General features: G+C 68.5%; 18 protein-coding genes. 6 read left to right on the top strand and 12 right to left on the bottom strand.

Annotation, left to right across the window (positions count from 1 at the left end; genetic code table 11):
* Nucleotides 1-11 precede the first annotated feature (11 nt).
* The 3 genes from KEG38_RS26420 to KEG38_RS26410 all read left to right on the top strand — a co-directional run bounded on the left by KEG38_RS26420 (nucleotide 12) and on the right by KEG38_RS26410 (nucleotide 5563).
* Nucleotides 12-2360 (top strand): helicase-related protein, encoded by a 2349-nt coding sequence (locus KEG38_RS26420; RefSeq protein ID WP_272422681.1) that lies wholly within the window; start codon nucleotides 12-14, stop codon nucleotides 2358-2360.
* A gap of 105 nt (nucleotides 2361-2465) precedes the next feature.
* Complete coding sequence (locus KEG38_RS26415; protein WP_272422680.1) at nucleotides 2466-4082, top strand: right-handed parallel beta-helix repeat-containing protein; 1617 nt, start codon at nucleotides 2466-2468, stop codon at nucleotides 4080-4082.
* A gap of 14 nt (nucleotides 4083-4096) precedes the next feature.
* Complete coding sequence (locus KEG38_RS26410) at nucleotides 4097-5563, top strand: right-handed parallel beta-helix repeat-containing protein (RefSeq protein WP_272422679.1); 1467 nt, start codon at nucleotides 4097-4099, stop codon at nucleotides 5561-5563.
* A 49-nt stretch (nucleotides 5564-5612) separates the two neighbouring features.
* Here KEG38_RS26410 and KEG38_RS55635 read toward each other — a convergent pair whose 3' ends face one another.
* The 8 genes from KEG38_RS55635 to aat all read right to left on the bottom strand — a co-directional run bounded on the left by KEG38_RS55635 (nucleotide 5613) and on the right by aat (nucleotide 16254).
* Nucleotides 5613-9839 (bottom strand): serine/threonine-protein kinase, encoded by a 4227-nt coding sequence (locus tag KEG38_RS55635; RefSeq protein WP_272422678.1) that lies wholly within the window; start codon nucleotides 9837-9839, stop codon nucleotides 5613-5615.
* A gap of 15 nt (nucleotides 9840-9854) precedes the next feature.
* Nucleotides 9855-10808 carry a YdcF family protein gene (locus tag KEG38_RS26400; protein WP_272422843.1) on the bottom strand — a complete coding sequence of 318 codons (954 nt, stop codon included), beginning with the start codon at nucleotides 10806-10808 and terminating at the stop codon, nucleotides 9855-9857.
* Nucleotides 10809-10858: 50 nt separating this feature from the next.
* The gene (locus tag KEG38_RS26395; RefSeq protein ID WP_272422677.1) at nucleotides 10859-11509 is read right to left on the bottom strand and encodes a globin family protein; all 651 of its coding nucleotides are present in this window, start codon (nucleotides 11507-11509) and stop codon (nucleotides 10859-10861) included.
* A gap of 264 nt (nucleotides 11510-11773) precedes the next feature.
* On the bottom strand, nucleotides 11774-13339 hold the full coding sequence (locus KEG38_RS26390; RefSeq protein ID WP_272422676.1) for an acyl-CoA carboxylase subunit beta: 1566 nt from the start codon (nucleotides 13337-13339) through the stop codon (nucleotides 11774-11776).
* 3 nt (nucleotides 13340-13342) lie between these two features.
* A complete protein-coding gene (locus KEG38_RS26385) occupies nucleotides 13343-14134 on the bottom strand; it encodes an enoyl-CoA hydratase/isomerase family protein (RefSeq protein ID WP_272422675.1) in 792 nt (263 codons plus the stop codon).
* Complete coding sequence (locus KEG38_RS26380) at nucleotides 14131-15039, bottom strand: beta-keto acid cleavage family enzyme (protein WP_272422674.1); 909 nt, start codon at nucleotides 15037-15039, stop codon at nucleotides 14131-14133. The genes KEG38_RS26385 and KEG38_RS26380 overlap by 4 nt, the downstream gene beginning before the upstream one ends.
* Entirely contained in the window at nucleotides 15036-15551 is a 516-nt protein-coding gene (locus KEG38_RS26375) for a MarR family winged helix-turn-helix transcriptional regulator (protein ID WP_272422673.1), read from the bottom strand. Before KEG38_RS26375 ends, KEG38_RS26380 begins: the two co-directional genes overlap by 4 nt.
* Nucleotides 15552-15618: 67 nt before the next feature.
* Nucleotides 15619-16254, bottom strand: a complete 636-nt coding sequence (aat, locus tag KEG38_RS26370; protein WP_272422672.1) for a leucyl/phenylalanyl-tRNA--protein transferase — start codon at nucleotides 16252-16254, stop codon at nucleotides 15619-15621.
* A 93-nt stretch (nucleotides 16255-16347) separates the two neighbouring features.
* Between aat and KEG38_RS26365 the strand changes: the two genes are divergently transcribed.
* Nucleotides 16348-16797, top strand: a complete 450-nt coding sequence (locus tag KEG38_RS26365; protein WP_272422671.1) for an SRPBCC family protein — start codon at nucleotides 16348-16350, stop codon at nucleotides 16795-16797.
* Nucleotides 16798-16854: 57 nt separating this feature from the next.
* On the opposite strand, the gene KEG38_RS26360 is transcribed toward KEG38_RS26365, so the two are convergent.
* The 3 genes from KEG38_RS26360 to KEG38_RS26350 are packed head-to-tail and all read right to left on the bottom strand — an operon-like array spanning nucleotide 16855 to nucleotide 20777.
* Nucleotides 16855-18084, bottom strand: coding sequence for a tetratricopeptide repeat protein (locus KEG38_RS26360; RefSeq protein ID WP_272422670.1), 1230 nt, complete (start codon nucleotides 18082-18084; stop codon nucleotides 16855-16857).
* Nucleotides 18084-19646 carry a SpoVR family protein gene (locus KEG38_RS26355; RefSeq protein WP_272422669.1) on the bottom strand — a complete coding sequence of 521 codons (1563 nt, stop codon included), beginning with the start codon at nucleotides 19644-19646 and terminating at the stop codon, nucleotides 18084-18086. The genes KEG38_RS26360 and KEG38_RS26355 overlap by 1 nt, the downstream gene beginning before the upstream one ends.
* 21 nt (nucleotides 19647-19667) lie before the next feature.
* The gene (locus KEG38_RS26350) at nucleotides 19668-20777 is read right to left on the bottom strand and encodes a DUF444 family protein (protein ID WP_272422668.1); all 1110 of its coding nucleotides are present in this window, start codon (nucleotides 20775-20777) and stop codon (nucleotides 19668-19670) included.
* A 289-nt stretch (nucleotides 20778-21066) separates the two neighbouring features.
* Here KEG38_RS26350 and KEG38_RS26345 point away from each other — a divergent pair, with 289 nt between their 5' ends.
* Complete coding sequence (locus KEG38_RS26345) at nucleotides 21067-22677, top strand: hypothetical protein (protein ID WP_272422667.1); 1611 nt, start codon at nucleotides 21067-21069, stop codon at nucleotides 22675-22677.
* Nucleotides 22678-22679: 2 nt separating this feature from the next.
* Nucleotides 22680-23615 carry a hypothetical protein gene (locus KEG38_RS26340; protein ID WP_272422666.1) on the top strand — a complete coding sequence of 312 codons (936 nt, stop codon included), beginning with the start codon at nucleotides 22680-22682 and terminating at the stop codon, nucleotides 23613-23615.
* On the opposite strand, the gene KEG38_RS26335 is transcribed toward KEG38_RS26340, so the two are convergent.
* On the bottom strand, nucleotides 23612-24133 hold the full coding sequence (locus tag KEG38_RS26335) for a hypothetical protein (RefSeq protein ID WP_272422665.1): 522 nt from the start codon (nucleotides 24131-24133) through the stop codon (nucleotides 23612-23614). The genes KEG38_RS26340 and KEG38_RS26335 overlap by 4 nt on opposite strands.
* Nucleotides 24134-24302 lie beyond the last annotated feature (169 nt).

Genomic DNA, 24302 nt, shown 5'->3' with positions numbered 1-24302 from the left:
CTCGCCCCGCGATGATTGGCTCTGCGGTCACGGCCGTGCTCGGCCCGACGAACACCGGCAAGACGCACCGGGCCGTCGAGCGCATGCTGGAGCACGAGTCCGGGATGATCGGGCTGCCGCTCCGGCTGCTCGCGCGCGAGGTCTACGACCGCATCACGGCGCGCCTCGGGGAGGAGCGCGTCGCGCTCGTGACGGGCGAGGAAAAACGCATCCCGCGCCGGCCGCAATACTGGGTCTGCACGGTCGAGGCGATGCCGCGGAACCTCGAGGTCGAGTTCGTCGCGGTCGACGAGATCCAGCTCGCCTCGCATCCGCAGCGCGGGCACGTGTTCACCGAACGCCTGCTCGATGCCCGCGGCACGAAGGAGACCTGGTTCATGGGGGCCGCGTCGATGCAGCCGATCATCGCCGAGCTCCTGCCCGCGGCGCGGATCCAATCGTTCCCGCGCCTCAGCCGGCTCGCCTTCGCCGGGGCCGAGAAGCTCGCGCGGCTGCCGCAAAGGAGCGCGATCGTCGCGTTTTCCATGCAGGAGGTCTACGAGGTCGCCGAGCGGCTGCGGGCCACGCGCGGGGGCGCGGCCGTGGTGCTCGGGGCGCTCTCGCCGCGCACGCGCAATGCGCAGGTCGCGATGTTCCAGTCGGGCGAGGTCGAGTACATCGTCGCGACCGACGCCATCGGGATGGGGCTGAACCTCGACGTGAAACACGTGGCGTTCGCGGCGCTGCGCAAGTTCGACGGCCGCGACGTGCGCGACCTCGAAGCCGCGGAGATCGGGCAGATCGCCGGGCGCGCCGGGCGCTACACGAGTGATGGATCGTTCGGCACGCTCGCGCCGCTGACGCTGCCGCAGGGCCTCGCGAACGCCGTGGAGGCGCACAGGTTCCCTGCGGTGCGGCGGCTCGTCTGGCGAAACGCGGATCTCGACACGGGCTCGATCGATGGCCTGCTCGCCTCGCTCAAGCGCTCGCCGGGGCGACGCTCGCTCGTGCTGCAGGAGAGCGCCGAGGACGCGGCGGCGCTCGCGCGGCTGGCCCAGGATCCAGCGATCCGGGCGCGGGCGCAGGGCCCTGAGGCAGTGGAGCTGCTCTGGGAGGTTTGTCGGATCCCCGATTATCGCAAGCTGCTCTTCGAATCCCACGTCGCGCTGCTCGCCGAGATTTTCGCCCACCTCGCGGGGCCACGGGCGTGGATCGACGAGACGTGGATGGATGAGCGCGTGCGGGAGATCGATGATCCGGCCGGGGACATCGATACGCTCATCGCGCGGATCTCGGCGATCCGGACGTGGACGTACGTGTCGCATCAAGGCCGCTGGGTGAAGGATCCGGCGGCGTGGCAGGAGCGAACCGCGGCGATCGAGGATCGGCTGAGCGACGCGCTGCACGAGCGGCTGGTGCAGCGGTTCGTCGAGAAAAGCGGCGGCGGGAACAAGGCGCGAGCGGTACAGAGCCCCACGCGAAAAGCGGCGCCCACGCGGGCAGAGCTGCGGGCGATGGACAAGGCGAATCCGTTCGGCAAGCTCGCGGCGCTCAAAGCGCCGCAGGCGCGCGAGGCGGGCGGGGCTTCGACCGATGAGGCGCGCTGGGTGGAGTCCGTCGTCGCGGCGCGGCATGCGGCGATCGCGGTGGATGAATCGGGGCGGGTCACGTTCGAGGATGGGCGCGAGCTCGGGCGGCTCGTGCGGGGATCGAGCTTGCTCCTGCCGGACGTGAAGCTCGCGGCGTTGCCGGAGCTCGGCGCGGGGGCGCGGGCGCGGATCACGCGGCGGCTCGTGGCGTTCGCGCGCGACCTCGTGGAGGAGCTCTGCGCGCCCTTGCGAGCGCACGCGCCGCGCGGGCTCGGGGCCGCGGCGCGCGGGATCCTTTATCAGCTCGAACAGGGGCTCGGGACGGCGAGGGCCGAGGATGCGGCCGCGCAGATCGCCGAACTCGCGCTGGAAGACCGGGACAAACTCGCCGCGGCGGGCATCGTGGTGGGCGCGCGGGTGCTCTACGTGCCGGCGATGCTCAAGGGGCCAGCCCTGTCGCGGCGGAGCGCGCTCGTCTGCGCGTTCGCGGGGGCGAAGGCGCCGCGGGCGCCGGGGCCGAGCGTGGTGTCGATGCCGATCACGCGGCTCGCGGAGATGTCGCTCCACACGGCCGTGGGATATCCGGTCTTCGGGCCTCGCGCGGTGCGCGCGGACGTGGTCGAGAAAGTATTCGCGGCGATCGAGGCGGACGGGGGCCTGCCTCCGGCGGGAAAGCTCGCGGGATGGCTCGGGTGTCCGGCGAAAGAAGCGGCGAAGGTCGGCGCGGCGATCCTGGGCGAGGCGCGCGGTGAGGCGGAATCCCCGGAGCCCGACCGCGCCGCGAAAGCGTAAGATTTGCTCGAAAACGTGCGTTGGATCCGCGAGCCGCCTTGTGGCGCGGGGCGCCGGCATTTATAGTCAGGTGCCTACTTTTTTTCCTTAGCGGAGGTCCGTCTCATGCGTGACGCGTGGATGCGTGCGGGTTTGCTTTTGTGTGGCGTCGTGGGGATGACTGCGGGCTGTTTCCAGGTCCCGGCGGACGCGAGCGCGCCCGACAGGAACGAGTCCAGCGGCACCGGGGGCACGGGCGGCAGCGGCGGCGGGGGCGGCGATGGAACCTTCAGCTCCGGCGGCGCAGGCGGCTCGATGAGCGGCGGCGGCGACGACGACTGCGCGATCGGGCAATACCCCACGGTCGGCGAGATCCCCGCGGGCGCCACGGTGCGGTACGTGTCGTCGATCTGCACCGCGAAGCCCGGAGAGGGTGACGGCACGCGGGACAAACCCTTCGCGAGCCTGCAGGAGGCGGTGAAGGGCAGCGCGCCGGGTGACTACCTCGTGCTGATGAACAAGTCGATCTTCCCCGAAAACGTGGTGATCGACAAGCCGCTGACCATCCTCGGCACCGATCCCGAGACGCCCGCCGAGGAGGCCTCGATCATCGTGCAGGCGCCCGCCCCGAACGCGATCATCGTGCAATCGAAAGACGTCACGCTGCGCGGGCTCATCGTGCAGAACCCCCAGGGCGCCGGGATCTGGGTGCAAGGCGGCGCCGCGACGATCGACGCGTCGAAGGTGACGAAGGCCGAGAAGAGCGGCGGAACCGAGCTCGAGCGGGGGAACGGGATCCTCGCGACCGACGACGCGAGCATCATCGTGCAGCGCACGATCATCGTGCAATCGGACAACACGGGCGTGCTCATGCAGGGCTCGCGCGGCACGATCACGGGCAGCACGATCTCGGAGAACAAGGGCGTCGCCGGGATCTGGGTGCAGCGTTCGAGCGGGTTCGTGACGCTCTCGGGCAACATGATCGCGGCGAACGCGGGGACCGGCGTCTCGGTGCTGAGCTCGCGGGCGATCATCGTGCAGAACACGATCGGAGAGACCGCCGTCGGCGGAAACGGCGACGACCGCGCCGACGGGATCGTCGTGGCCGAGCATTTCGTGAATGGCGTGTCGGAGGGCTTCGCCGAGGCTTCGCTGCAAGGCAACGAGATCAGTGGCAATGCGCGGCTCGGCGTCCTGTTCTCGGGCGACGCGCGGGGCATCATCGTGCAGAACACCGTGAAGGGCAACGGCGCCGCGGACACGGCGAAGCGCGGCGCGGGCATCTGGGTGCAATCGGGCGCCGGCGCGCTCGCGCCGATCACGATCGAGCAGAACGTCGCCTCGGGCAATGGCTTCGCGAACATCGGCGTGGGCGGCAATTCTCGGGCGATCATCGTGCAGAACCCGTCGATCGGGAGCGCCATCGCAAAACCGTGGACGGCGAACGGCGTGACGGCGAACGCGGGCGAGGGCATCGTGGTGTTCGGCGGCGGTCACGCGTCGATCAAGAACAACGTGCTCGCGGCGAACGGGCGTTCGGCCGTTTTGCTAGAGGGCTCGGCGAGCGGCACGACGGTCCAGGGGAACACCATTTCGGGCAGTGAATACGCGATCATCGTGCAAAACACGCCCGAGATGCCCTTCCTCGAAATGAATACCCTCCTCGACAACGGGAAGATCGACATCGTCGCGGCCGGACAGGCCGGTCACCCCGTGCCCCACGAAACCTTCGATACGCCGTGAAAGGAAGGACGACCATGACGAACCGATTGCATTTCGTACGTCTGGCTGCACTGCTCGCCGCGCTGCCGATCGGGGGCTGCGGGGCTGACAATTCGCTGGCGACGCCCGCCTGCGGCACGTACGCCGACGCGCCCAAGAACGCGAGCAGCGTGGTGTACGTGTCCGCGACCTGCGGCGCGCGGGACGGAGACGGCTCGGAGGAGCGGCCATTCGCGAGCATTCAGCAGGGGATTGACGCGTCGGCCCAAGGCGGCGCGGTGCTCGTCGACGCCGGGACGTATGCCGAGAACCTGAGCATCACGAAGACCGTGGAGGTGCTCGGCGCGAACACGCGCGGCGAGCCGGAGAATGCGAGCATCATCGTGCAAGCGCCCTCGCCGTACGCGATCACGGTGGAGGGCTCGACCGTGGTCCTGCGCGGGATCATCGTGCAAAAGCCCCAGGGCGCCGGGATCTGGGTGCAGAAGAACGGCAACGCAGTGCTCCAGGACTCACGAATCGAGGGCACGGTCGCGGTGAACGAGGACGGCCACGGCGTGATGGCCACGGACAGCGGCAGCATCATCGTAGAGCGGTCGATCATCGTGCAATCCGAGGGCGCGGGCGTGTACGCCAACGCTGCCGCGGCGGCGAAGGTCGAGCGCAGCATCATCGTGCAAAACGGCGGCTTCGCGGGGATCTGGGTGCAGAGCACGCTCGGCGAGGTTTCGCTCGTGGGGAACGAGATTACCGAGAATGCCGAGGGCGGCATCACGATCCTCGGCACGCGCGCGATCATCGTGCAGAACCAGGTGAAGAACACGAAGAGCCGCATGTCCGGAGAGCTGGCGGACGGCATCCGGGTGATCGGCGACAGCTTGGTCGGCGAGGCCTACGTGGAGATCGGCGGCGAGAAGCCCGAGAGCAAGAACGTGATCGAGGGCAACGACCGCGTCGGGATTCTCTTCTCGGGCGAGAAGGCGCGCGGGATCATCGTGCAAAACGAGGTGGTCGCCAACGCCGACGACACCAAGCGCGGCGCCGGGATCTGGGTGCAATCGAGCGCCGGCACCGCCCCGAACGAGGACCAGAGCGTGGGCATTCGAATCGCGCAGAACCGCGTCGAGGGGAACCATTACGTCGGGATCGGCGTGACCAACAATGCCCGGGCGATCATCGTGCAGAATCCCAGCATCAGCGGGACGATCGCAGGGGAAATCATGGCGAACGGGATTCCCACGAAGATCGGCGACGGGCTCGGCGTGTACGCGGGCGCAAGCGCGCACGTCGACAAGAACACGATCAGCTCGAACGCGCGCGTGGGCGCATTGTTCTTCGGGGCGGCGAATATGTGCGTCATGACGAACAACACGTTCGAGAAGAACAACGAGGGGTCGATCATCGTCCAGAACACGGACGGTCTCGCCCTCGATACGAACGAGACCGACGTCCCGCCGGTCGCGCCCGCCTTCCCGGTCGGCGTCGACACGTCCGATCTGTGATCCCACCCCGGCGGGCGCCGCCCTCGGCGCGCGCCCGCCTCCCCTTCTCTCAGCCCGATAACGACGCCGCGAGCGCCCTCGTCTCCTCGGCGAGCTTGCCCATGTTCGCCGATTCGAAGATCGAAATGCTCTCGTCGAGGAAACGGCTCGCCTCGGCGAGCGCCGATCCGTCGCCCTTCGCGCGCGCGTGGAGCACGCGCGCCATGGTGCGGCGCGCCGTGCCCCGCATGTAAGGTGAGCTCACGCGGTCCGCGAGCTCGATACAGCGCTCGGCATGCCCCTTCGCCGCGTCGAGCTCACCCGTGACGAGGTGGCATTCGGCGAGCGCGCGTTGCGCCTCGGCGAGGCCACGCAAAGAGCCGAGCCGCTGGTGCAGGACCTCGGCCCGCGAGAGCGTGCGAATGGCCGCGCGGGCGTCGCCGCGGGCGAGCTCGAGCTCGCCGACGTTGCTCAGGATGACCGAGCGGTGCTGGACGAGGTCCCAGCGCTCGGTCTGTTCGAGCGCCGCCCGCCAGGTGGATTCGGCCAGATCGAGGCGGCCGCGGAAGTAATGGAGCGCGGCGAGCCCGTTGTAAGCGTCGACGGCCTCGACGGGCGCGTTCGCCGCGATGGCGCGATCGATGGCCCGCTGGTAGGTCGGCTCGCCCTCGTCGTACCGGCCGGTGTGCAGATAGCCGTTCCCGAGGACGCGGTAGGCCGACGAGAGCGCCCGCTCCCACTCCTGTGTGCGCGCGGCGGCGTCGCCTTTTTCGTGCGATTCGAGGACGCGGCGAAGGCGCTCGGCGCAATCGCGGTGATCCCCGAGGTGCACGCTCGCCCCCATCGCGCCCGTGAGCGCTCTGAGCGCGAGCAGGCTCTCGTCCTCGCCGAGCCATTGTTCTGCTCGGACAAACGATTCTCGTGCATCCGCATAACGCCCGCGGTGTTCGAGCGCCCAGCCTTTTTCGATGGCCACGCGAGCCTTTTCGTCGGCGAAATCGTCGCGGTCACCGGCGCGGGCGAGCGCGTCGTCGGCGACCTCGATGGCGCGCGCGAGGCTGCCCGCGAGCACGAGCTCGTGCGCGAGGCTGCCCGCGAGCGAGAGGAGCTCGCCGAGCCGCGTGGCCTCGTCCATGGCCGAGGCGGGCATTTCGAGGAGGATCTCGCGCGCCGCTTCGAGCATCCTGACGGCCTCCTCGATGGCGTGGGTGCGAATGGCGCGCTCCGCGGCGCGGCGCTTGTACGGCAAGGCGAGGGCGAGCTCGCCGGCCTCGCGGAAATGGTGGCCGATGAGGTCGTCGTGCGGGCCGGGAGAGCCGCCCGTGGCGCGCTCGAGCCAGAGCGCCGCGGCCCGGTGGAGCGCGCGCCTTCGCGCCTTGGGCACGCGCCGCTGCGCGACCTCCTGCAAGGCCGCCTGCGTGAACGCATAATCGAGCTCGCCGGCCAGCATCGCGTCGCGTCGCTGTGCGAAGATGCCGCGGCGCACGAGCTCGGCGAGCGAGCGCGGCTCGAAGCGCCCTTCCAGGAGCTCGCCGAGCAGCGACGGCCAGAACCTCCGGCCCGCCACGGCCGCGGCCTCCACGGCCTCGCTGAGGCGCGGTTCGAGCCGATCGAGACGGCCAAGGAGGAGCTGCTCCAGCGTCTCGGGCAGGCGCACGCTCGCCGCCCGCGACGAGGAGAGCCGCCACGTGCCCTCGCCGACGACGAGCACGCCCTCGTCGACGAGCTGGTGCACGGTCTCCTCGACGATCAGCGGCACGCCGCCCGCGAGCGCCGCGATCTGCCGCACGAGCCCCGCGGGGACGTCGATGAGCGCGCGGAGGACGTGCCGGATGAGCGCCTCGCACGCGTCGTCTTCGAGCGGCTCGACCGGGATCGTGACGGTGCCCGCGGCATCGCGGAGGAACGAGAGATCCGGCGCGGCGGCGCCCTCGGCGCGGCTCACCAGGACAAACAGCGCGGGGCAACCCGCGAGGCGCTCGATCACGTGGCCGAGCAGCGCCTTCGTGGTCGCCGTGGCCCACGCGAAGTCTTCGAGCAAAAAGAGCAGCGGCGTGCGGGTCGCGAGCCTGCGGTAGGCCTCGGCCACGGCGTCGAAGAGGACCTTTTTCTGCGCCTCGTCGCCGGCCACGACATCGCGATCGGCGGTCGCGTCGCCGCTCGTGCCCACGCCGAGCAGCGCGCCGATCCTCCGGCCGAGCTCGACCTCGGCCTCGCCGAGCGTCGTGGGATCGACGGCGCAGTAGCGGCGAATGTAGTGATCGAGCTTGGCGCGGACCTGCTCGGGGCCGTCGTCGTCGACGACCCGCGCGCGGTGGCGGATGGCCTGGAGAAACGGCTCGTACGGGACGCCTTGCCCCGCCGGGGTCGAGCGGCCCATCTCGAAGTAGTAACTCTCGCCCTCGCGCTCTTCGAGCTCCTCGACGAGCGCCATGCCGAGCCGGCTCTTGCCGACGCCCGCGGGCCCGGTGACGACGACGACCTCGGGCTTCTGCTCCATGCGGGCCCGCGCGAGGACGGCGCGCAGGACGGAGAGCTCTTCGTCGCGCCCGATGAGCGAGATGCGGACGCCGTGGATCTCGTTCGTCCCGAGGTACGCGGTGGATTTTTTCGACACGACGCGGCGGCCGGGGACGTCGGCGCCCGCGCTCGTGGTCTCGTAGAGGCCGCGGACGCGGCGGAGGACGGCGTGCGTCGCGACAATCTCGCCGGAGGAAGCCGCGCGCGCAAGACCGCGGGCCTCGAAGACGGGCGCGCCCGAGACGAAGGGGACGCCGCCGCCACGCGGCTGGGTGGAGACGACGCGGCCGGCATCGATGCCGAGGCGCACGCCAAGCTTGAACGAGGGCGGGAACGTGGGGTCGGAGGAGAGCGCGCCGAGCGCGGCGCGGAGCGAGAGGGCGGCGTCGAGGGCGCGCTCGGCGTCGTTCTCGGCAGCGCCCTCGGGCCCGAAGAGGCAAAGCGCACGATCGGTGAAGGGCCCGATGGTCTCGCCGCCATGACGCGCGAGGACCTGCTCGAGGCGCGCGCCGACGACGGCGAGGCAGTCGAGGTGCTCTTCCAGATCGACCGAAGCGTCGAGCGCGGCGAGCGTGAGGTCGACGTAGAGGACCGTGGCGCTGCGGACCGAGCGCGCGTCCTTGGCCTCCCGGGGCGCCCACGCGCCCGAGCCGACGGCCGTGGGGAAAGGTCGCGACGCGCCTTCGAGGAGCGAGGTCACGCCGGGCAAAGGCCCGAGGGTGCCGTCGGCGCCCACGACGATGGTCTCGGAGAGCTCGATCGGCGCGGGAGAAGACGGGCTCGGGGGGCGATCGGCGACGGCGCCCGCGGCCGCGTCGAGGGATCGGAGCTCGCGCAAAAGCTCGTGCGTGAAGTGCTCGACGGTCTGGTAGCGGTCACCGGGGTTTGTCCGGAGCGCTCGGCCGATGACGGCGTCGATGCCCGCGGAGATGCCGAGGTCCGGGCGGAGGCGCGAGGGCAAGGTCAGGGTGCCTTCGAGGCGCACGGCGAAGAGGCGCGCGAGGCCGCCGGACTCGTCGAAAGGCCGCGCCCCCGTGAGGAGTTCGCAGGCCATAATCCCGAGCGCGTAGATGTCCGCACGCCCGTCGACGTCGTTCGCCTCGATCTGCTCGGGCGCCATGTACGCGGGTGTGCCGCTCACCTGGCCGTCGACGGCGAGCTCGGGGCCGCCGCCATCGAGGCCAAACGCCTTGGCCACGCCGAAGTCGACGACCTTCACGAAACACGCGTCGCCCGCGAGGGTCGTGAGCAGCACGTTGCCGGGCTTCAGGTCGCGATGGACGATCCCGCTCCGGTGGGCCTCTGCGACGGCGCTGCCGACCTGGGCCATCACGTGGCCGACGAGCGCGGGCTCGAGCCGGCCCACGCGGCGCAGGCGTTCGTCGAGCGACTCGCCGCGCACGTACTCCATCACGATGTAGTGCAGCTCGGTCGAGGCGCTGCCGAAGGCGTGGACGACGACCACGTTCGGGTGGCTTAGGCGGGCGAGCAGGCGCGCTTCGCGGCGGAAACGCGCGTCGGTCTCGAGGAGCGTGGACAGCTCGGGGCGCAGGATCTTGATCGCGACGAATCGATCGAGGGCGAGATCACTCGCGAGCAGCACCTCGCCCATCCCACCGGCGCCGAGGCGCTTGATGATCTGGTACTTCTGCCCGAGGACCGTTCCGGGGGTGAGTTTTGCCGTGTCGATGACGCCCCTCGTGGGCCCCGAAAGACCTCCCCCGATCCCCGTGGGCCGTGTTCGCCCGTCGTACCATACCGGCGAGCACCGCGTCACGAGGGTCGCGCGGGGCTACTGAAACAGGAACGAATGCCAGTACGCGAGGACCTCGCGGACGATGAACCACGGCTCCTTCAAGAGCCGCCGGCTCATGCGCGCGGGCACCGTGTACACGGCCACGCCGGCGCGCTCGAAGAGCATCTTCACCCGCGGCTCGTGATAATAATGCGTCACCGCGATCGCTCGCGAAAACCCGTGGCGACGCATCAAGAGCGCGCCGTTGCGCGCCGTCCACGAGGACGTGATGCCCGCCTCGTCGAGGATCACCGCGTCCTTGGGCACACCCGCCGCGACCGCGCGCGCCCGCATCACCTCGGGCTCCGAAAAACCATTGTGGTCGTCGACGGCGCCGCTCATCACGAGCGCCCCGACGAGCCCCTGCTGGTAGAGGCGAATCGCCTCGTCCACGCGATCCGAGAGCGCGAGCGAGGGCGTGCCGTCGTCCCAGACACGCGCCCCGAACACAATCGCGCAGTCCGCACGGCGCTCGTACCGCGTCGGGCCGAGCGTGACCATGAGGAGAAGCGGCATGGCCACGAAGCTCGCCGCCGTCACGGCCCCGCACGCGGCCGCTCGCGCGAGCGTCCATCGAGGGCGATCCGCGCGATCCGTCGCGATGCTCGCCGCGAGCGCGGAGAGACAAACCAGGACGACCAGGGAAGCCGGTACAAACGCCGGGCCGTGGATCGCCCCGCTCGCGAGGACGCCGTAAAACGTGGCGACGTCGCGCACGGCGAGCGCGGCCCCGATCCCGACCACGATCGCCCCGCCAAGGCGCGCCCACGCCGGGCGGAGCGGCCGCACTGCGTGCCACAGAAGGACAACGGCGGAGGCGAGCTCGAGGGCGCGGAAGATCGGCCGCGGCAGATCCGCGTCGCCGAGCCAGGTGTGTGTCGAATCGAAGGGAGGCCGCACGACCTCGCCCGCGAGGTTCACGAGGGCGAGCAGGCCGACCGCGAGGCCCACGCCGCGCAAGGCGAAGGCGGCGTGGGAGCGAAGACGAGAGGCGCGCGAGATCAGGTGATCGTCGGCGGGTTCGAGATGCGGGGCAGGCGCGTGCTCGGCGACGCGCCGCTCTTCGAAGACGGCGCCGCCTGCGAGTTCGCGCCGCCGTAGAGGGCCTGGATCGAGGCCGGCATGCGCGAGCCGGGCGGCATCGACGGGCGGCCCATCGGCGGGCGGTACGAGGGACGCTTGACCGCGGGCATGCGATGCGCGCTGCCGCGGCGCGAGAGCGGCGTGCGGAGCGAGAGCGGCGCGACCTCGTTCGCCGCGTCCTTCATGACCTTCGCGAGCACGCCGTACACCGTGGCCCACGCTTCGTGGACCTCGGGCGTGAACGCCTCGCCGAGGCCCTTTTCCAGCGTCCAGAGGAGCGCCGCGCCGACCGTATCGTAGTGATCGTCGCGCACACCGTAGGCCAGGTGGCGGCGACCGAGCGCCTGGACGGTCGGGATCAGCGCATCGAGGCGATCGAGCGCCTGGACCGCCACCTTCAGCGTGGACATGAGCTTCTTGCCCTGGTCCTTCATGTCGCCCCGGAAGAGGGGCTTGAGAGACGGATCGACCTCGAAGAGCCGGCCGTAAAATAGTCCGGCGGCCACGTCCGCAATCGGCGCGACCATCTCGAAGGTCTTCTGGACCAGAAGCTTCTGCTCGTTGTTCATCGTTTCCTCGCGGTCAGCCCTGTTGTCCGGGCGGAGAGATGCTTCGGCGACCACCAGCGCAAAGACCTCTATCCAAGATCTGCGCCGACGTTTCACCCTAGCATGGGTCGGGCAGGCACCGACAGTATTTGTTGCGAGGACGCCAAGCACATCGTGTCCACCGCGCATCCTCCGCGCCCCGACGGGAAGCCCGCAACCTTTGCGTCCCAACGACATGGATGTCGCGCCGAACGGCAAAACGTGCGGGCTCGCGGGGCACGAAGGTCAGACGGGAATGATGCCGCGCTTCTTGAAGGGCCGCTCGATGCGCTTGTGCCGCGCGAGCTCGAGGCCCCAGGCCACGGCGCGCCGCGTGTCACGCGGATCGATGACGTCGTCGATGAGGCCCCAGCCGGCGACCTTCATGATGTCGATGTTCTTCTGGAGCATGTCGACCATCTGCTGCTTGACCTCCGGCGGCGGCGGGGCGTCGCCGAAGAGCTTGCGCGCGGCGATGCCAAGCATGCCCTCGGGGCCCATGACGCTGATCTCGCCGGTCGGCCACCCGACGATGAGGTCCGGCTCGTAGGCACGGCCGCACATCACGTAATAGCCGGCGCCATAAGCCTTGCGCACGACGACCGTGACCTTGGGGACGGTCGCGGCGCTCATGACGTGCAGCATCTTGGCCCCGTGCCGGATGATGCCCTCGTGCTCGACCTTCGAGCCGATCATGAACCCAGGTACGTCCTGGAGGAACACGAGCGGGATGTTGAAGGCGTCGCAGATCTGCATGAACCGCGCGGCCTTGTCGGACGAGTCGACGTCGAGCACGCCGCCCATGTGGTTCGGCTGGTTCGCCACGATGCCGACACTCTGGCCGCCGATGCGCGCGAGACACGTGATGATCTGGCGCGCGAAGCGGGGCTTGATGTCGAAATACTCGCCGTGATCCACGATCGCCGCGATGAGCTTGTACATGTCGTACGCTTTGCGCGGGTTCTCGGGGAGCAGGTCGAGCAGCGACTCCTCGCGGCGATCCGTGGGGTCGGTCGCGGCGAGGCGCGGCGGCTCCTCCTCGCAATGCGACGGGAAAAACGAGAGGTATTTCTTGATCGCCGCGATGCATTCGGCGTCGTTCTTGAATTCGCCGTCGCCGACGCCGCTCTTCGTGGAATGGACCTTCGAGCCGCCGAGGTCCTGCTCGGAGATGTCCTCGCCGGTCATGGCCTTGACGAGCGGCGGGCCGCCGAGGGCCATCGAGCCGATGTCCTTCACCATCGGAACGAAATCGGCGAGGCCCGGAATGTAGGCCGTGCCCGCGGCGCCGGGGCCGACCATCGCCGCGACCTGCGGGACGACGCCGCTCATCACGACCTGCTCGCGGAAGAGGTGGCCGCTGCCCGCGAAGAGCGAGATCGTGTCGGGGTGGCTCGATCCCGGGTCGATACGCGCGCCGGCCGAATCGATGAACCACACCATGGGCCAGCGGCCGCGCAGGGCCATCTGGCGCAGGCGCGTGACCTTTTCCTCGCCGGTATGGCCGATGCTGCCGCCCTTGACCGTGAAATCATAGGCGGCGGCGCAGACCATACGGCCGTCGACCTTGCCGAAGGCGCAGACGACGGCGTCGGCCGGCGTGCGATCCTTGCCGTCGCCCGCGGCGAGGCCCATCTGCGTGCCATGCATGCCGACCTCGAAATGGACGCCGTCGTCGAAGAACGCGGCGAGCCTCTCGCGGGCGGTCATCTTGCCGCGCGAATGTTGCTTCGCGACCTTGTCCTCGCCGCCCATCTTGCGCACCTCGGCGCGCCGGGCCTCGAGGTCCTTCAAGAGCTCACGCATGTCCATGGGTCATTTACCCGTCCATTTGGGGGTGCGTTTTTCCAGGAACGCCATCAGGCCTTCCCGCGCGTCGTCCGTCGAGAGCACGGCCCCGAGGCGCTCGCGCAAGAGAGGCAATGCGTTTTCGAGTGCAAGATCGGCCTGCGCGGCGAAGGCCTCGAGGCCGAGTTTGACCGTGATCGGGCTCTTGCTCGCGATCTGGGCCGTGATCCGCGCGACTTCGACGTCGAGCCCATCCGCGTCGACGGCCTTTCCGACGAGCCCGATCGCCGCCGCCTCGTCGGCCTCGAGTTTGTCGCCGAAGAGCATCATCTCCAGCAAGCGCCGCTGCGGTACGACGCGCGCGAGCACGGCCATGATCATCATCGGGAAGAGGCCCCGGTTGATCTCGGGCGTGCCGAGCTTGATCCCGCGCGCGGCGACCGCGAAATGGCAAGCCGCCACGAGCCCGACCCCGCCGCCCATCGCGACCCCGTTCACCCGCGCGACGAGCGGCTTCGGCGAACGCGTGAGCGCGAGCAGGAGATCGGCGTAATCCCCCTTCGGTGGCAATTCCGCCGAGGGACCGGACGAGCTCATCTGCGTGAAATCACCACCGGCGCAAAACGCGTCGCCCGCGCCCGTCAGGACGATCGAACGCACGGAATCGTCGTTCGCCGCATCTTCGAGCGCCCAAAGCAGCTCGTTCACCATCGCGGGGCCGATGGCGTTTTTCTTGGGCGGGTTTTTCAGGGTGATCCAGAGGGCGCCGTTCTCCTTCGCGGCGACCTCCAAAAACCCATAAGCGCGCGCCGTCGTCATCGCGGCGCTCCGAGCGAGAGGATCTCCCGCGCCTCCTCGACCGTCGCCGGCCGCCGGCCCACGTCGCGCACGAGCCGCACCGCGGTCTCCACGAGCTCGCCGTTCGATTTCGCCATCTCGCCGTTCGGCAGATAGAAGTGGTCTTCGAGTCCACAGCGGACGTTGCCGCCGAGCACGAGCGCCGTGGCGATCATGCGCCAGGCGCCGTGGCTGATCCCGATGACCTCCCACTCCGATCCGGCGGGCATGATCTTCGTCTGGAGCTGGAGCGACTCGACATGCGCCGGAATGCCGCCGAGCACGTTCACGATGAACGAGAACTGGAGCGGCGGCCGGAGCACGCCCATGTCGAGCAGCGGCGCCACCCCGTGCGTGTGCCCCGTGTCGAAGCACTCGAGCTCGGGCTTCACGCCCGCCTCGTTCATCACCTCGAGCAGCTTGATGATCTTCGAATAGGTGTTCGGAAACACCATATCGAAATCGAATTGCTTGCGCTTGGGCGAATACTTTGCGTAGTTCATCGTGCCCATGTTGAGGGCAGCGATTTCCGGTTTGCTCTCGCGCACGTACGTGCATTGATCGGACACGTCTTCGAGGATCGTGCCCGTCGAGAAATTGAGGATGATCGGACAGCGGGCGCGGACCTCCTCCTTGATGCGGGCGAAGACGGCCGGCGAGAAGGTCGGGCCGCCGTCGTCGTTTCGGGCGTGGATGTGCACGACCGAGGCGCCGGCGTCATAGGCGCGCTTGCATTCGTCGGCGATCTCCGCCGGCGTGTACGGAATGCCCGGGTTTTGCCTGCGATTGGCGAGGACGCCCGTGACGGCGCAGGTGACGACGCAGATATCGGGATCACGCACGCCGGGCTTCTTGGCTTCGCCCGTGAACGACGGCTTCTCCTTCATGGCTTCTCCTCTTCTTCCCCTGCGCGGGGTGCGCCCTCGACCTCGGATACGCGGCCCTCGACGTGCGAGACGACGCGCTTTTGCAGCTTGGTCAAGACCCGGAGCAAATGTTCGAGATCACTCTGCGACAAATCCGTGAGCGCGCTCCGGAAGATCTCCATGGGCTCGACCTGGATCTCCCGCGCGAGCTTCTGGCCCTTTTCGCTGAGCCGGATGTAAACGACACGCCGATCCGTGGTCGAGCGCTCACGCTTGACGAGCCCCTCGCGCTCCATGCGGTCGATGATCCCGGTCACCGTGCTGTTCTGGGCGCGGATGCGCTCGGACAGCGACGAGAGCGACAGGTCCCCGAGCTCCTGCAAGAGCTTGATGACGGTGAGCTGCGGGCCCGTGAGCCCGAACTGCGCCGCCAGGCCCTTCGTCAGGCGACGCGACTCGGTATAGAGGTAGATCATCGTCTCGACGATCGCATCCACCTCGGGCTTGGTATCGGGAGGGAGAGAGGCTGCCACGGATGTTTCGTGTACGAAATATCCGGGCCGGAACCAAATGTCAAGGAGGGAGTTTAAGCAAGCAAGCTCACGGCCTGAACGGCCGGAACCCCATCGCCCGCGTCCGGGCGAGCCGTTCGAGGAACTGCTTGCGGGTGAGGACGATGGCGCCGAGCGCCTTCATGTGCGGCGTCATCACCTGGATGTCGATCCAATCGCAGCCCGCCTTGCCGAGGTGATCCACGAGATACAAAAGCGCGATCTTCGACGCATTCGGCTCGAGGTGGAACATGCTCTCCGCCGAGAAATAGCCCTCGACGCAGACGCCATAAATGCCGCCCACGAGCGCGCCCGCCTCGTCCCATACCTCGACGCTGTGCGCGAAGCCGAGCCGGTGCATCTCCTTGTAGGCGTCCATCAGCTCCGGCGTGATCCACGTGCCGTCCTGCCCGGGCCGCGGGACCTCGGCGCAGCGCTCGATGACCGCGTCAAAGCCTTGGTCCACCGTGCAGCGGAGCGGGGTCTTCCGGAGCTCGCGGCGGAGGCTGCGCGAGAGATGGATCCGCGAGAAATCGAGGATCGCCCGTTCTTTCGGGCAAAACCAGGGCAGGACATCGAGCCCGTCGATCGGCCAGGGAAAAACCCCGCGCCGGTACGCCTCGACGAGGACACGCGGCTCCAGGCTGCCGCCCACGGCCACGATGTCGTCGGCGTCGATGCTCATGCTGGGTCTTCCGGAACGCCGGCCATACAAGCGCCAAACCCCCCCCAGGTCAAGCCTTGGAGCACGGCCGAATCCGGCTTATAGGCCAGGAGCGTGCCCGTCTTCGAGAAACGTACCCGGATCCAAGCCCCGCCCGAGGTGGTCTTCGCCTTCCACGAGCGTCCGGACGCGCTGAACCTGCTGCTGCCGCCGTGGGAACATGCCCGCGTCCTCGAACGCAGCGGTGGCCTGGAGAAGGGCGCGCGGACCGTGATCGAGACGTACATCGGTCCGGTGAAACAACGCCTCGTGGCCGTGCACACGGCATACGAAAAAGGGCGGATGTTCCAGGATACGGTGATCGAAGGGCCGTTCGCCCGATGGGTCCACACGCACACGATGGAGCCGGACGGCGAAGGCGGGACCTTCCTCGTCGACCACATCGATTACGCGCTGCCGCTCGGCCCGCTCGGCGCGCTGTTCGGGGGAGCGTTCGCGCGGCGGAAGCTCGAAAAAATGTTCGCGTTCCGGCACACGGTGACGAAAAAAGCGTGCGAGGGCTAAGGCTGTTGACGTTGGGGGCTCCGCTCCGCAAGCGGAGCTGTGCCCCCAAACCCCCCGTCAGCGTTTGTCCGGCGAACCTGTCCCGCTGCCTTTCTCGATCGCCGAGAGCTCGAGGAGCACGGCCTTGACGCGCGGATCCTCGGGATCGAGGGCCTGCGCTTTCTCGTACGCCTCGCGCGCTTCCTGCAACTTGCGCTGCTTGGCGAGGGCGTTGCCGAGGTTCACCCACGCGCTCACGAGCGCCGGATCGAGCGCGAGCGCCTCGCGGTAGACGACCTTCGCGCGTTCGAGGTCGCCCTTCTGCGCGATCGCATAACCGAGGTTCGAGCGGTACGTGGCGCGGCGTGGATCCCGCGCGACGGCGGTCTCCAGGCATCGAATCGCGCGATCCGTGTCGTTCAGCGTGAGCAGCGCGGTGCCGAGGTCGTTCTGGACGCGGGCGTCGTTCGGGGCGAGGCGCGCGGCACGCTCGTAGGCGCGGACGGCCTGCTCCCGCCGGCCGAGCGCGAGCAGCGCCGTGCCGAGGTTCGTCTGCCGCTCGGCCACGCCGGGCTCGATCTCGGCGGCGCGTTCGAGCTCGCGGACCGCCGGTTCGAGTTGCCCCGTGGCGACGAGCCCGACCCCGAGCGCGGAGTGCGCCTCGGCGTCGTTCGGCGAAAGCTCGGTGGCCTTGCGCAAGGCGGCGAGCGCGGCGTCGGCGCGGCCGAGGACGAGGAGCGCGCGGCCGAGCTCGAGGTGCGCCGGCGCATAGGCAGGCTCTTTTTGCAGGATCGCTTCGAGATCCTTCACCGCCTGGAGCAGCCCGGGGTGCGTGGGCGCGGCGCCGTAATCGACGGGCGCATCCTCGGCGGACAGGCGCGTCCGCACGAGGCCCACGACCGGCGCGGGATCCTTCGGCGCGAGCGTCTTCGCCTTCTTGTACGCCTTCTCTGCCGCCGGAAAATCCCCCTTCGCGAGCGCCTCGTCCCCGTCGGCGAGCGCCTTGTCCGCGGGCGTCCCCGTGCCGCGGGCGAGCTTCGACGGCGGCGGCTGCGCGGCCTCCTCGGTGGACACGGGCGCGTCGAGCGGGACCCCGGAGCCCGGGGGCGGCGCCGCGGGCGCGGGCGCGGAAGCGGAGGCCGGCGCGGGCGCAGGTGCGGAAGTCGTTGCGGAAGCGGTTACGGAACCACTTCCGTAAGTGGTAGGCGGCAGCGGTTGGGGAGGCGAAGGCGGGGGCTGCGTGGCGGGGCCGCAGGCGGCGAGGATCACGAGCGTGATCACGCCGCCGCGGCTTCGTCGGTTCTTCATCACAGCTTGTACGGGGTCATCGAATGCTCTTTGCCGTCGTAACGCAGGAGCACGGGCTTGTTGTCGAGCCGCGTCGCCACGGCCACGGGCCGTTTCCAGCAGCGGACGAGCGAGACGAGCGTCTCGCGCGCGTAATCGGCCCGAAGGTCCACGCCGCCGTGCTGGTGCTCGAGCAAGAGCTCGCCGCGATTCTGATGATTCGCGTCGACCACGCGGATGTACGGATCGCCGAAGTTCGTGAGCGAGAAGAGCAGCTTCTCCTTCACGTCGCGGAACTGACGGCTCTCGATCTCGAAACGATCGTTTCGCCCCGAAAAACCGAACGTGTAGAGCTTCTGCTCCAGCACGAATTCGGGGGTCAAGAACTCGTCGATGAACGTGACGTCGTTGTAGAGCGCGCGGACCTGGAAGATCTTCTGCCGGCCGAGCCCGAGGCGCATGTCCCAGCTCCGCTTCGCGTCGAGGTCGTTGCACTCCTCCCATTCGCGGCCGAAGCGCCCCTTGTTCCAGCGCTCTTCGATGTACCGGAAGAGCTCGACGCCGAGCTTGTACGGGTTCAGCCGACCCGGCGCCGTGGCCATGACGCCCGCGTTGTTGTCGGCGTAATCGATGATCTCCGAGGCATCGAGGATCTTCTCCGTGAGAATCTTCGAATGCCAGTACGCCGCCCAGCCCTCGTTCATGATCTTGGTCTGGCGCTGCGGCACGAAATAGAGGGCCTCGTCGCGGATGACCTCCAGAATGTCGCGCTCCCAGCGCTCGAGCGGCGCATGCGCGAGCAAGAAGCCGAGCACGTCGCGCTCGGGCCGCTCGGGGACTTTGCGCTCGGGTTTGTCCTTCGCGAGCTGCTTCTTCTTGGCCTCGATGTACTCCTCCGGGTTGATGAAGGATTCCATGTACTCCTTCGCCCGGAGCCGCGGCACCTCGATCGGCGTCTCGTCCTCCTCCTCGTCGCTCTTCTTCGCGGCGCCGCGGCCCGAGAACGGCTGCCAGGGATCGATGAGGTTTTCGAGGGACAGGCATCGATCGATGAAATCCTCGACCTTGTTGATGCCGTGCCGCTCGATGTGCCGCGCGACGCGCGAGCCGTGGTTCGCCATCTTGTCGATCCAGCGCCGATCGGGGTCATACGGCGTCGTCTTGCGGACCGGATCGATGATGTTCCCCTTCTGATCGAGGTCGGTCGAGCGGAAGCAGAAGTTGTTCTTGAAGAAGTCCACGTGCGCATACACGTGGGCCATCACGAGCTTCTGATCCGTGAGCGAGTTCCCTTCGAGCAAATAAGCGTACGAGGGGTTGTTGTTGATGACCATCTCGTAGATCTTCGAGAGGCCATATTCGTAGCTCTTTGAGAGCTGCTCGTACTCCATGCCGTACCGCCAGTGCGGATATCGGCTCGGGAAACCGCCGTACGCAGCGATCTCGTTCATCTGGTCGTACGTCAGGATCTCGAAGATCACGGGGAAGAAGTCGAGGCCATAGTCGCGCGCCACGGCCTCGACGCGCTCCTGCGTCGCCCGCAAGTAGCGGGGGAGCGCGGTGTTCAGGGCAAACTTGCTCATCTCGCCTCTATGCCCCCTCTCTCACTTCCCCTTGCCCAGGAAATCCTTGATGCTCCCCACGATCCCGTCCTTGTCGCGGATCTCGCTCGTCACGACGCGCTCGTCGCGGCCGAAATGCTCGCGCAGGTCCTTGATGAACTGGCCCGAGCCGTACGGGCTCTCGACCTGGCCGTACGCGAACATGTTCGCCCGCGGCAAGACCCGGTGTTTCAGGACGTCCACGCACGAGAGCGTGTCGTCCATCGACCAGTTGTCCCCGTCCGAGAAATGGAACGGGTAGATGTTCCACTCGTCCGCCGGATAATCGGCGTCCATGATCTGCGCGCAGAGCTTGTACGCGCTCGAAATCATCGTGCCGCCCGACTCGCGCGTGTGGAAAAACGTCTCCCGATCGACCTCGCGCGCCACCGCGTCGTGAATGATGAACCGCGATTCGAGGCCCTTGTATTGCTTCGTCAGCCAGGCGTCGATCCAGAAAGACTCGATTCGAACGATCTCCTTCTGCTCGTCGCCCATCGAGCCCGAGACGTCCATCATGTAAATGATCACGGCGTTCGCGACGGGCTCGGTGACCGTCTTCCACGATCGATATCGCTTGTCGTCCGGGACGGGCACCACGACGGGCTTGTCGTGCTGGAACGTGCCGCTCGCGATCATGCGCTTCAGCGCCTCGCGGTACGTGCGCTTGAAATGGCGCAAGGACTCGGGGCCGACGCGCCGGATCCCCGAATACCGATCGTGCGCATTCGAGATCTTGTTCTTGCCCTTGTCCTGGATGTCCGGCAGCTCGAGCTCTTCGCCCAGGATGGCCGCCAGTTCGTCGAGCGTGACGTCGACCTCGAGGATGTGATCACCCGCGTCGCTGCCGGCCTGCCCTTGCCCGGGCTGCTTCTCGTCCCCGCCGTGGATCGGGTCGCCAGGGTTGCCATCCCCCTGCCCCACGCCCCCACGCTGCTTGTCCCCGTATCGGAACCGCGGGATGTCGATATGCGGGATGGGGATCGATACGAGATCCTTTCCCTTCCGCCCGACGAGCTCGCCTTGCGAAATGTACTTGCGCAGGTTCTGCCGGATCCTCCCGCGGACGATCTGGCGAAAACGGCCGTGGTCCTGGTCGATCTTCAGCGACACCTCTGAAGTGTAGCAGATCCGATCCAAGGGAGGCTCTTTCTGCCCGACGAACTGCGCGGCCGCCAAGCACGTTCCCCGCACGTCCAGCCTGGTCCACGCACGCGTCGCGTGCCCCGTCGCCCGCGCTCTCGATCGTCGGGTCGCTCACGCGGGCGCGGCCGTTCAGCGCGCGGAGCAGGCGTTCCGTGATCCGCGCGATCGCACGGTGAATTGGGCGTCCAGGACAGGGCCTGTGATACGCTCCCAGGTGATGTCGCGGGGCACTTATTCCATAAGGATGCTTTGGTTCTTGCTGTCCTTCGTGGCCCTCGGATGCGGGGGTCGGGCGGAGCTGCTCGGGCCAGGACAAGGCGAAGGCGGCCAGGGCGGCCAGGGCGGCCAGGGAGGCCAGGGAGGCCAGGGCGGAGGCAATCCCTGCCAAGAGGACGGCACCCCCTGCCAGGACGGGAGCGCCTGTTGCAGTGGCACCTGCGAAAACGGGGCGTGTGGCCCAACCGCGTGTCTTCCCGACCAGGCGCCTTGCACGGACGCAAGCGAGTGCTGCGCGAAGATCTGCCAGAACGACCGCTGCGGCTTCAACCAGTGTACCCCCGACGGGTTCGGCTGCGAGACGAACGCCGATTGCTGTAGCTCGAACTGCATCGACAACACCTGCGGGGGTGGCGAGTGCGTCCCCGACGGCTTTTCCTGCGGCGAGCTCCTCAAGTGCTGTAACGGCCCCTGCCAGAACAACATCTGCGGGTTCAGCCAGTGCCAGCCCGACGGCGCCGCGTGCATGGTGGGCGCCGACTGCTGCTCGGGCTCCTGCCTCAACGGGAAATGCGCCATCGGGCAGTGCACCGCGAACGGCCTCATGTGCAGCTCGCCCGACGAGTGCTGCTCGGGCCTCTGCTCGAACGGCGTTTGCCTCGGCAAGCCGTGCACGCACGACGTCTGCGTGGTCGGCCCCGCGCTCGATCCTGGCTGCGGACCGTGCATCGAGTCGATCTGCAAGCTCGACGCGTTCTGCTGCACCACGAACTGGGACGGGCTCTGCGTGAACGCCGTGGACTCGGTCTGCGGGCTGAATTGCGGCGAGTGCACGGAGGATGGTCTGCCGTGCATGTCGGGGGATCAGTGCTGCTCGCAGCTCTGCAACGCGAACGGGACGTGCGGCCCGCTCGTCTGCGCGCCCGACGGCAAGCTCTGCCAGACCGCCTCCGATTGCTGCTCGAAGCAGTGCTCGAACGGCGTCTGCGGTCCGCCGCAGTGCAAGGCCGACGGCGCGATGTGCGCGAGCGCCGGCGAGTGCTGCACGGGACAGTGCTCGGACGGCGTTTGCGGTCCGCCCAAGTGCAAGGCCGACGGCGCGATGTGCGCGAGCGCCGGCGAGTGCTGCACGGGGCAGTGCTCGAACGGCGTCTGCGGCCCGCCGCAGTGCCAGCCCGACGGCAAGGCGTGCATGACGGCCGGCGATTGCTGCATGGGCGCGTGCACGAACGGCGTCTGCGGCAAACCCGTCTGCCAGCCCGACGGCGTTCTCTGCAACGTGTCGAGCGAGTGCTGCTCCGGGGTCTGCTCGGGCAACGTCTGCGGTCCGCCGCAGTGCCAGCCCGACGGCGAGATGTGCGCGAGCGCCGCCGACTGCTGCAACGGGCAGTGCACGAACGGGATCTGCGGCGCCTCGGCGTGCCCCTCGGACGGCAGCGTGTGCGGCGACTGCGTGGCCCAGAGCTGCTGCAACCAGTTCCAGAACTGCCTGAACAGCCCGACCTGCCAGAACAACGTGCAGTGCTTCCTCACGTGCGTGGCCGGCGGCTCGAGCCCGGGCCCGTGCTTCTTCCAGTGCGTGAACAGCCCGCAGGCCGTGCAGCTCCTCGTCTGCCTCGGGTCGAACTGCGGCCAGGGCGTCTGCTTCTAGTCGTGCCCGTCTCGCCCCTCCGGATCGCCACGGCGTTTTCCCTGCTCGTCTCGCTCCTCATCCCGGAAAACGCCGCGGCCGAGCCGCCCACACCCGCCGAGTCCGCGCTCCTCCACGACCTCGAGAAGATCGTCGAATCGAAGGCGAACTCAGGCTGGAAGATCGATCGGTACGAGCTCGAAACGATGATGCCGGACGCGCTGCAGAGCCTCTGCAACACGCCGGAGACGGCGCGGCTCGACGCGCTCACGAGGCAAGCGCGCGAGGTGGAGTCGCTCGGCGGGCCTGTCGCCGAGGCCTATCGCAAGAACGGCGGGAAGCTCAGCGGGCTCTCGGATCTGCTCGCCGCGACGCGGGTGCACGATCTGCTCACCGAAGCCTTGAAGCGCGCGCCCGCCGAGTGTCCGTTCTGGATCACGCCGAGCCCCGCGTTCCGTGGCCTGCAGACGGACGCGCATCGCTTCACGCTGAACCTGGAGACCGACGGGCTCTTTCTGCTGCGACGAAGGGAGGGGACGTTCCTTCCAGGCGCGGGCGGGCTCGGTCGGCTGCTCCTCGGGCGCGGGCTGTCGGAGCGGTGGACGATGCTGTTCGGCCTGGAGTTCGGCGGCTGGGCGCTGATCGAGCAGAACGAGGGCGAGACGAACTTCCCGCTGGAGTTCATCGGCGCCACGCCGTTCGTGGTGCGTCACGTGCGAACGACGTGGCAGTTCGATCTCGAGCTCGCGCCCGTCGTGTTCCTGACGCAGTCAGATCTAAGGCCGAGCGCAGGCGGCCGCGTGGGCGTGGCGGTAGGCGTATCGACGCTGCGAATCCGCGGCATCATGCCGTGGGCCGGCGTGCAGCTCTCGACCGAGTTTTTCCCAGAAAACGGAGTGCGCGGCTCCGTGATGGTCCTGAAGGGCGGGGCGCGCGTAGGCTTCGACTGGGACTTTTAACCCCCGCCAAACGAACGGGAGAACGCGAGGCCCCACCAGGCAATGACGCGCGGCGAGCCGCCCTGATCAAAGATCACAGGGCCGATGCCGATGCCAGGCGCGACAGAGCGGAGCTCGTCGCGGAGCGCTCGCACGGGCCAGCCATGTCCCTGCGCAGGATCGTCGTACCGGAACACGAGCGTGGGCCCGCCATCGAGCGACGAGTCCGCGCGCTCGATACGGAACGGCGCGACGCGGCGGCCCCCCTTGAGGAGGTTCCACCCGATCTCGCCCTCGATGGCCTTGCCCTCCCAGGGCAAGAGGTCCGTCGCAAGGAGGCGAACGAGGCTCCGAACCGCGAGGAACGCGCCAGGCGCAGCAACGAGCGCAAGGACGCGCCCCCGGCCTTCACCGATCGAAGAGGGATCGAGGGAGCTCCCAGCCGCATAGATGCGGCGGAGCGACTCAGGATGCCCGCCAACGAGCTCGTCGAGCGACCGAACCTGCGAGACGACACGACCGGGCTGCACTGCCTGCATGAGCCGGCAAGTCGCACGGTTTGGGACGCGCAGCAACGCGGAAGCTCTCTTGGCGACGCCGCGCCGGGGCGCTGCCCCGGGCCCCGCGGGGGCTATTCGCCCCTCGACCCGAACCAGGGCAAGCCCTGGACTCGAGTTGGAAGAACTGCGCGATGCGCAGTTCTTCCAC

This window comes from Polyangium jinanense (genome assembly GCF_028435265.1).
Lineage (GTDB): Bacteria > Myxococcota_A > Polyangia > Polyangiales > Polyangiaceae > Polyangium > Polyangium jinanense.
Note: the sequence above shows the minus strand (reverse complement) of the source record. Positions and strands in the feature narration are given on the sequence as shown.

Bases quoted from the DNA above. Each gene is read 5' to 3' on its own strand.
- KEG38_RS26420 (WP_272422681.1), top strand. From the start codon at position 12: ATGATTGGCTCTGCGGTCACGGCCGTGCTCGGCCCGACGAACACCGGC.
- KEG38_RS26415 (WP_272422680.1), top strand. From the start codon at position 2,466: ATGCGTGACGCGTGGATGCGTGCGGGTTTGCTTTTGTGTGGCGTCGTG.
- KEG38_RS26410 (WP_272422679.1), top strand. From the start codon at position 4,097: ATGACGAACCGATTGCATTTCGTACGTCTGGCTGCACTGCTCGCCGCG.
- KEG38_RS26395 (WP_272422677.1), bottom strand. From the start codon at position 11,509: ATGAACAACGAGCAGAAGCTTCTGGTCCAGAAGACCTTCGAGATGGTC.
- KEG38_RS26390 (WP_272422676.1), bottom strand. From the start codon at position 13,339: ATGGACATGCGTGAGCTCTTGAAGGACCTCGAGGCCCGGCGCGCCGAG.
- KEG38_RS26385 (WP_272422675.1), bottom strand. From the start codon at position 14,134: ATGACGACGGCGCGCGCTTATGGGTTTTTGGAGGTCGCCGCGAAGGAG.
- KEG38_RS26380 (WP_272422674.1), bottom strand. From the start codon at position 15,039: ATGAAGGAGAAGCCGTCGTTCACGGGCGAAGCCAAGAAGCCCGGCGTG.
- aat (WP_272422672.1), bottom strand. From the start codon at position 16,254: ATGAGCATCGACGCCGACGACATCGTGGCCGTGGGCGGCAGCCTGGAG.
- KEG38_RS26360 (WP_272422670.1), bottom strand. From the start codon at position 18,084: ATGAAGAACCGACGAAGCCGCGGCGGCGTGATCACGCTCGTGATCCTC.
- KEG38_RS26355 (WP_272422669.1), bottom strand. From the start codon at position 19,646: ATGAGCAAGTTTGCCCTGAACACCGCGCTCCCCCGCTACTTGCGGGCG.
- KEG38_RS26335 (WP_272422665.1), bottom strand. From the start codon at position 24,133: ATGCAGGCAGTGCAGCCCGGTCGTGTCGTCTCGCAGGTTCGGTCGCTC.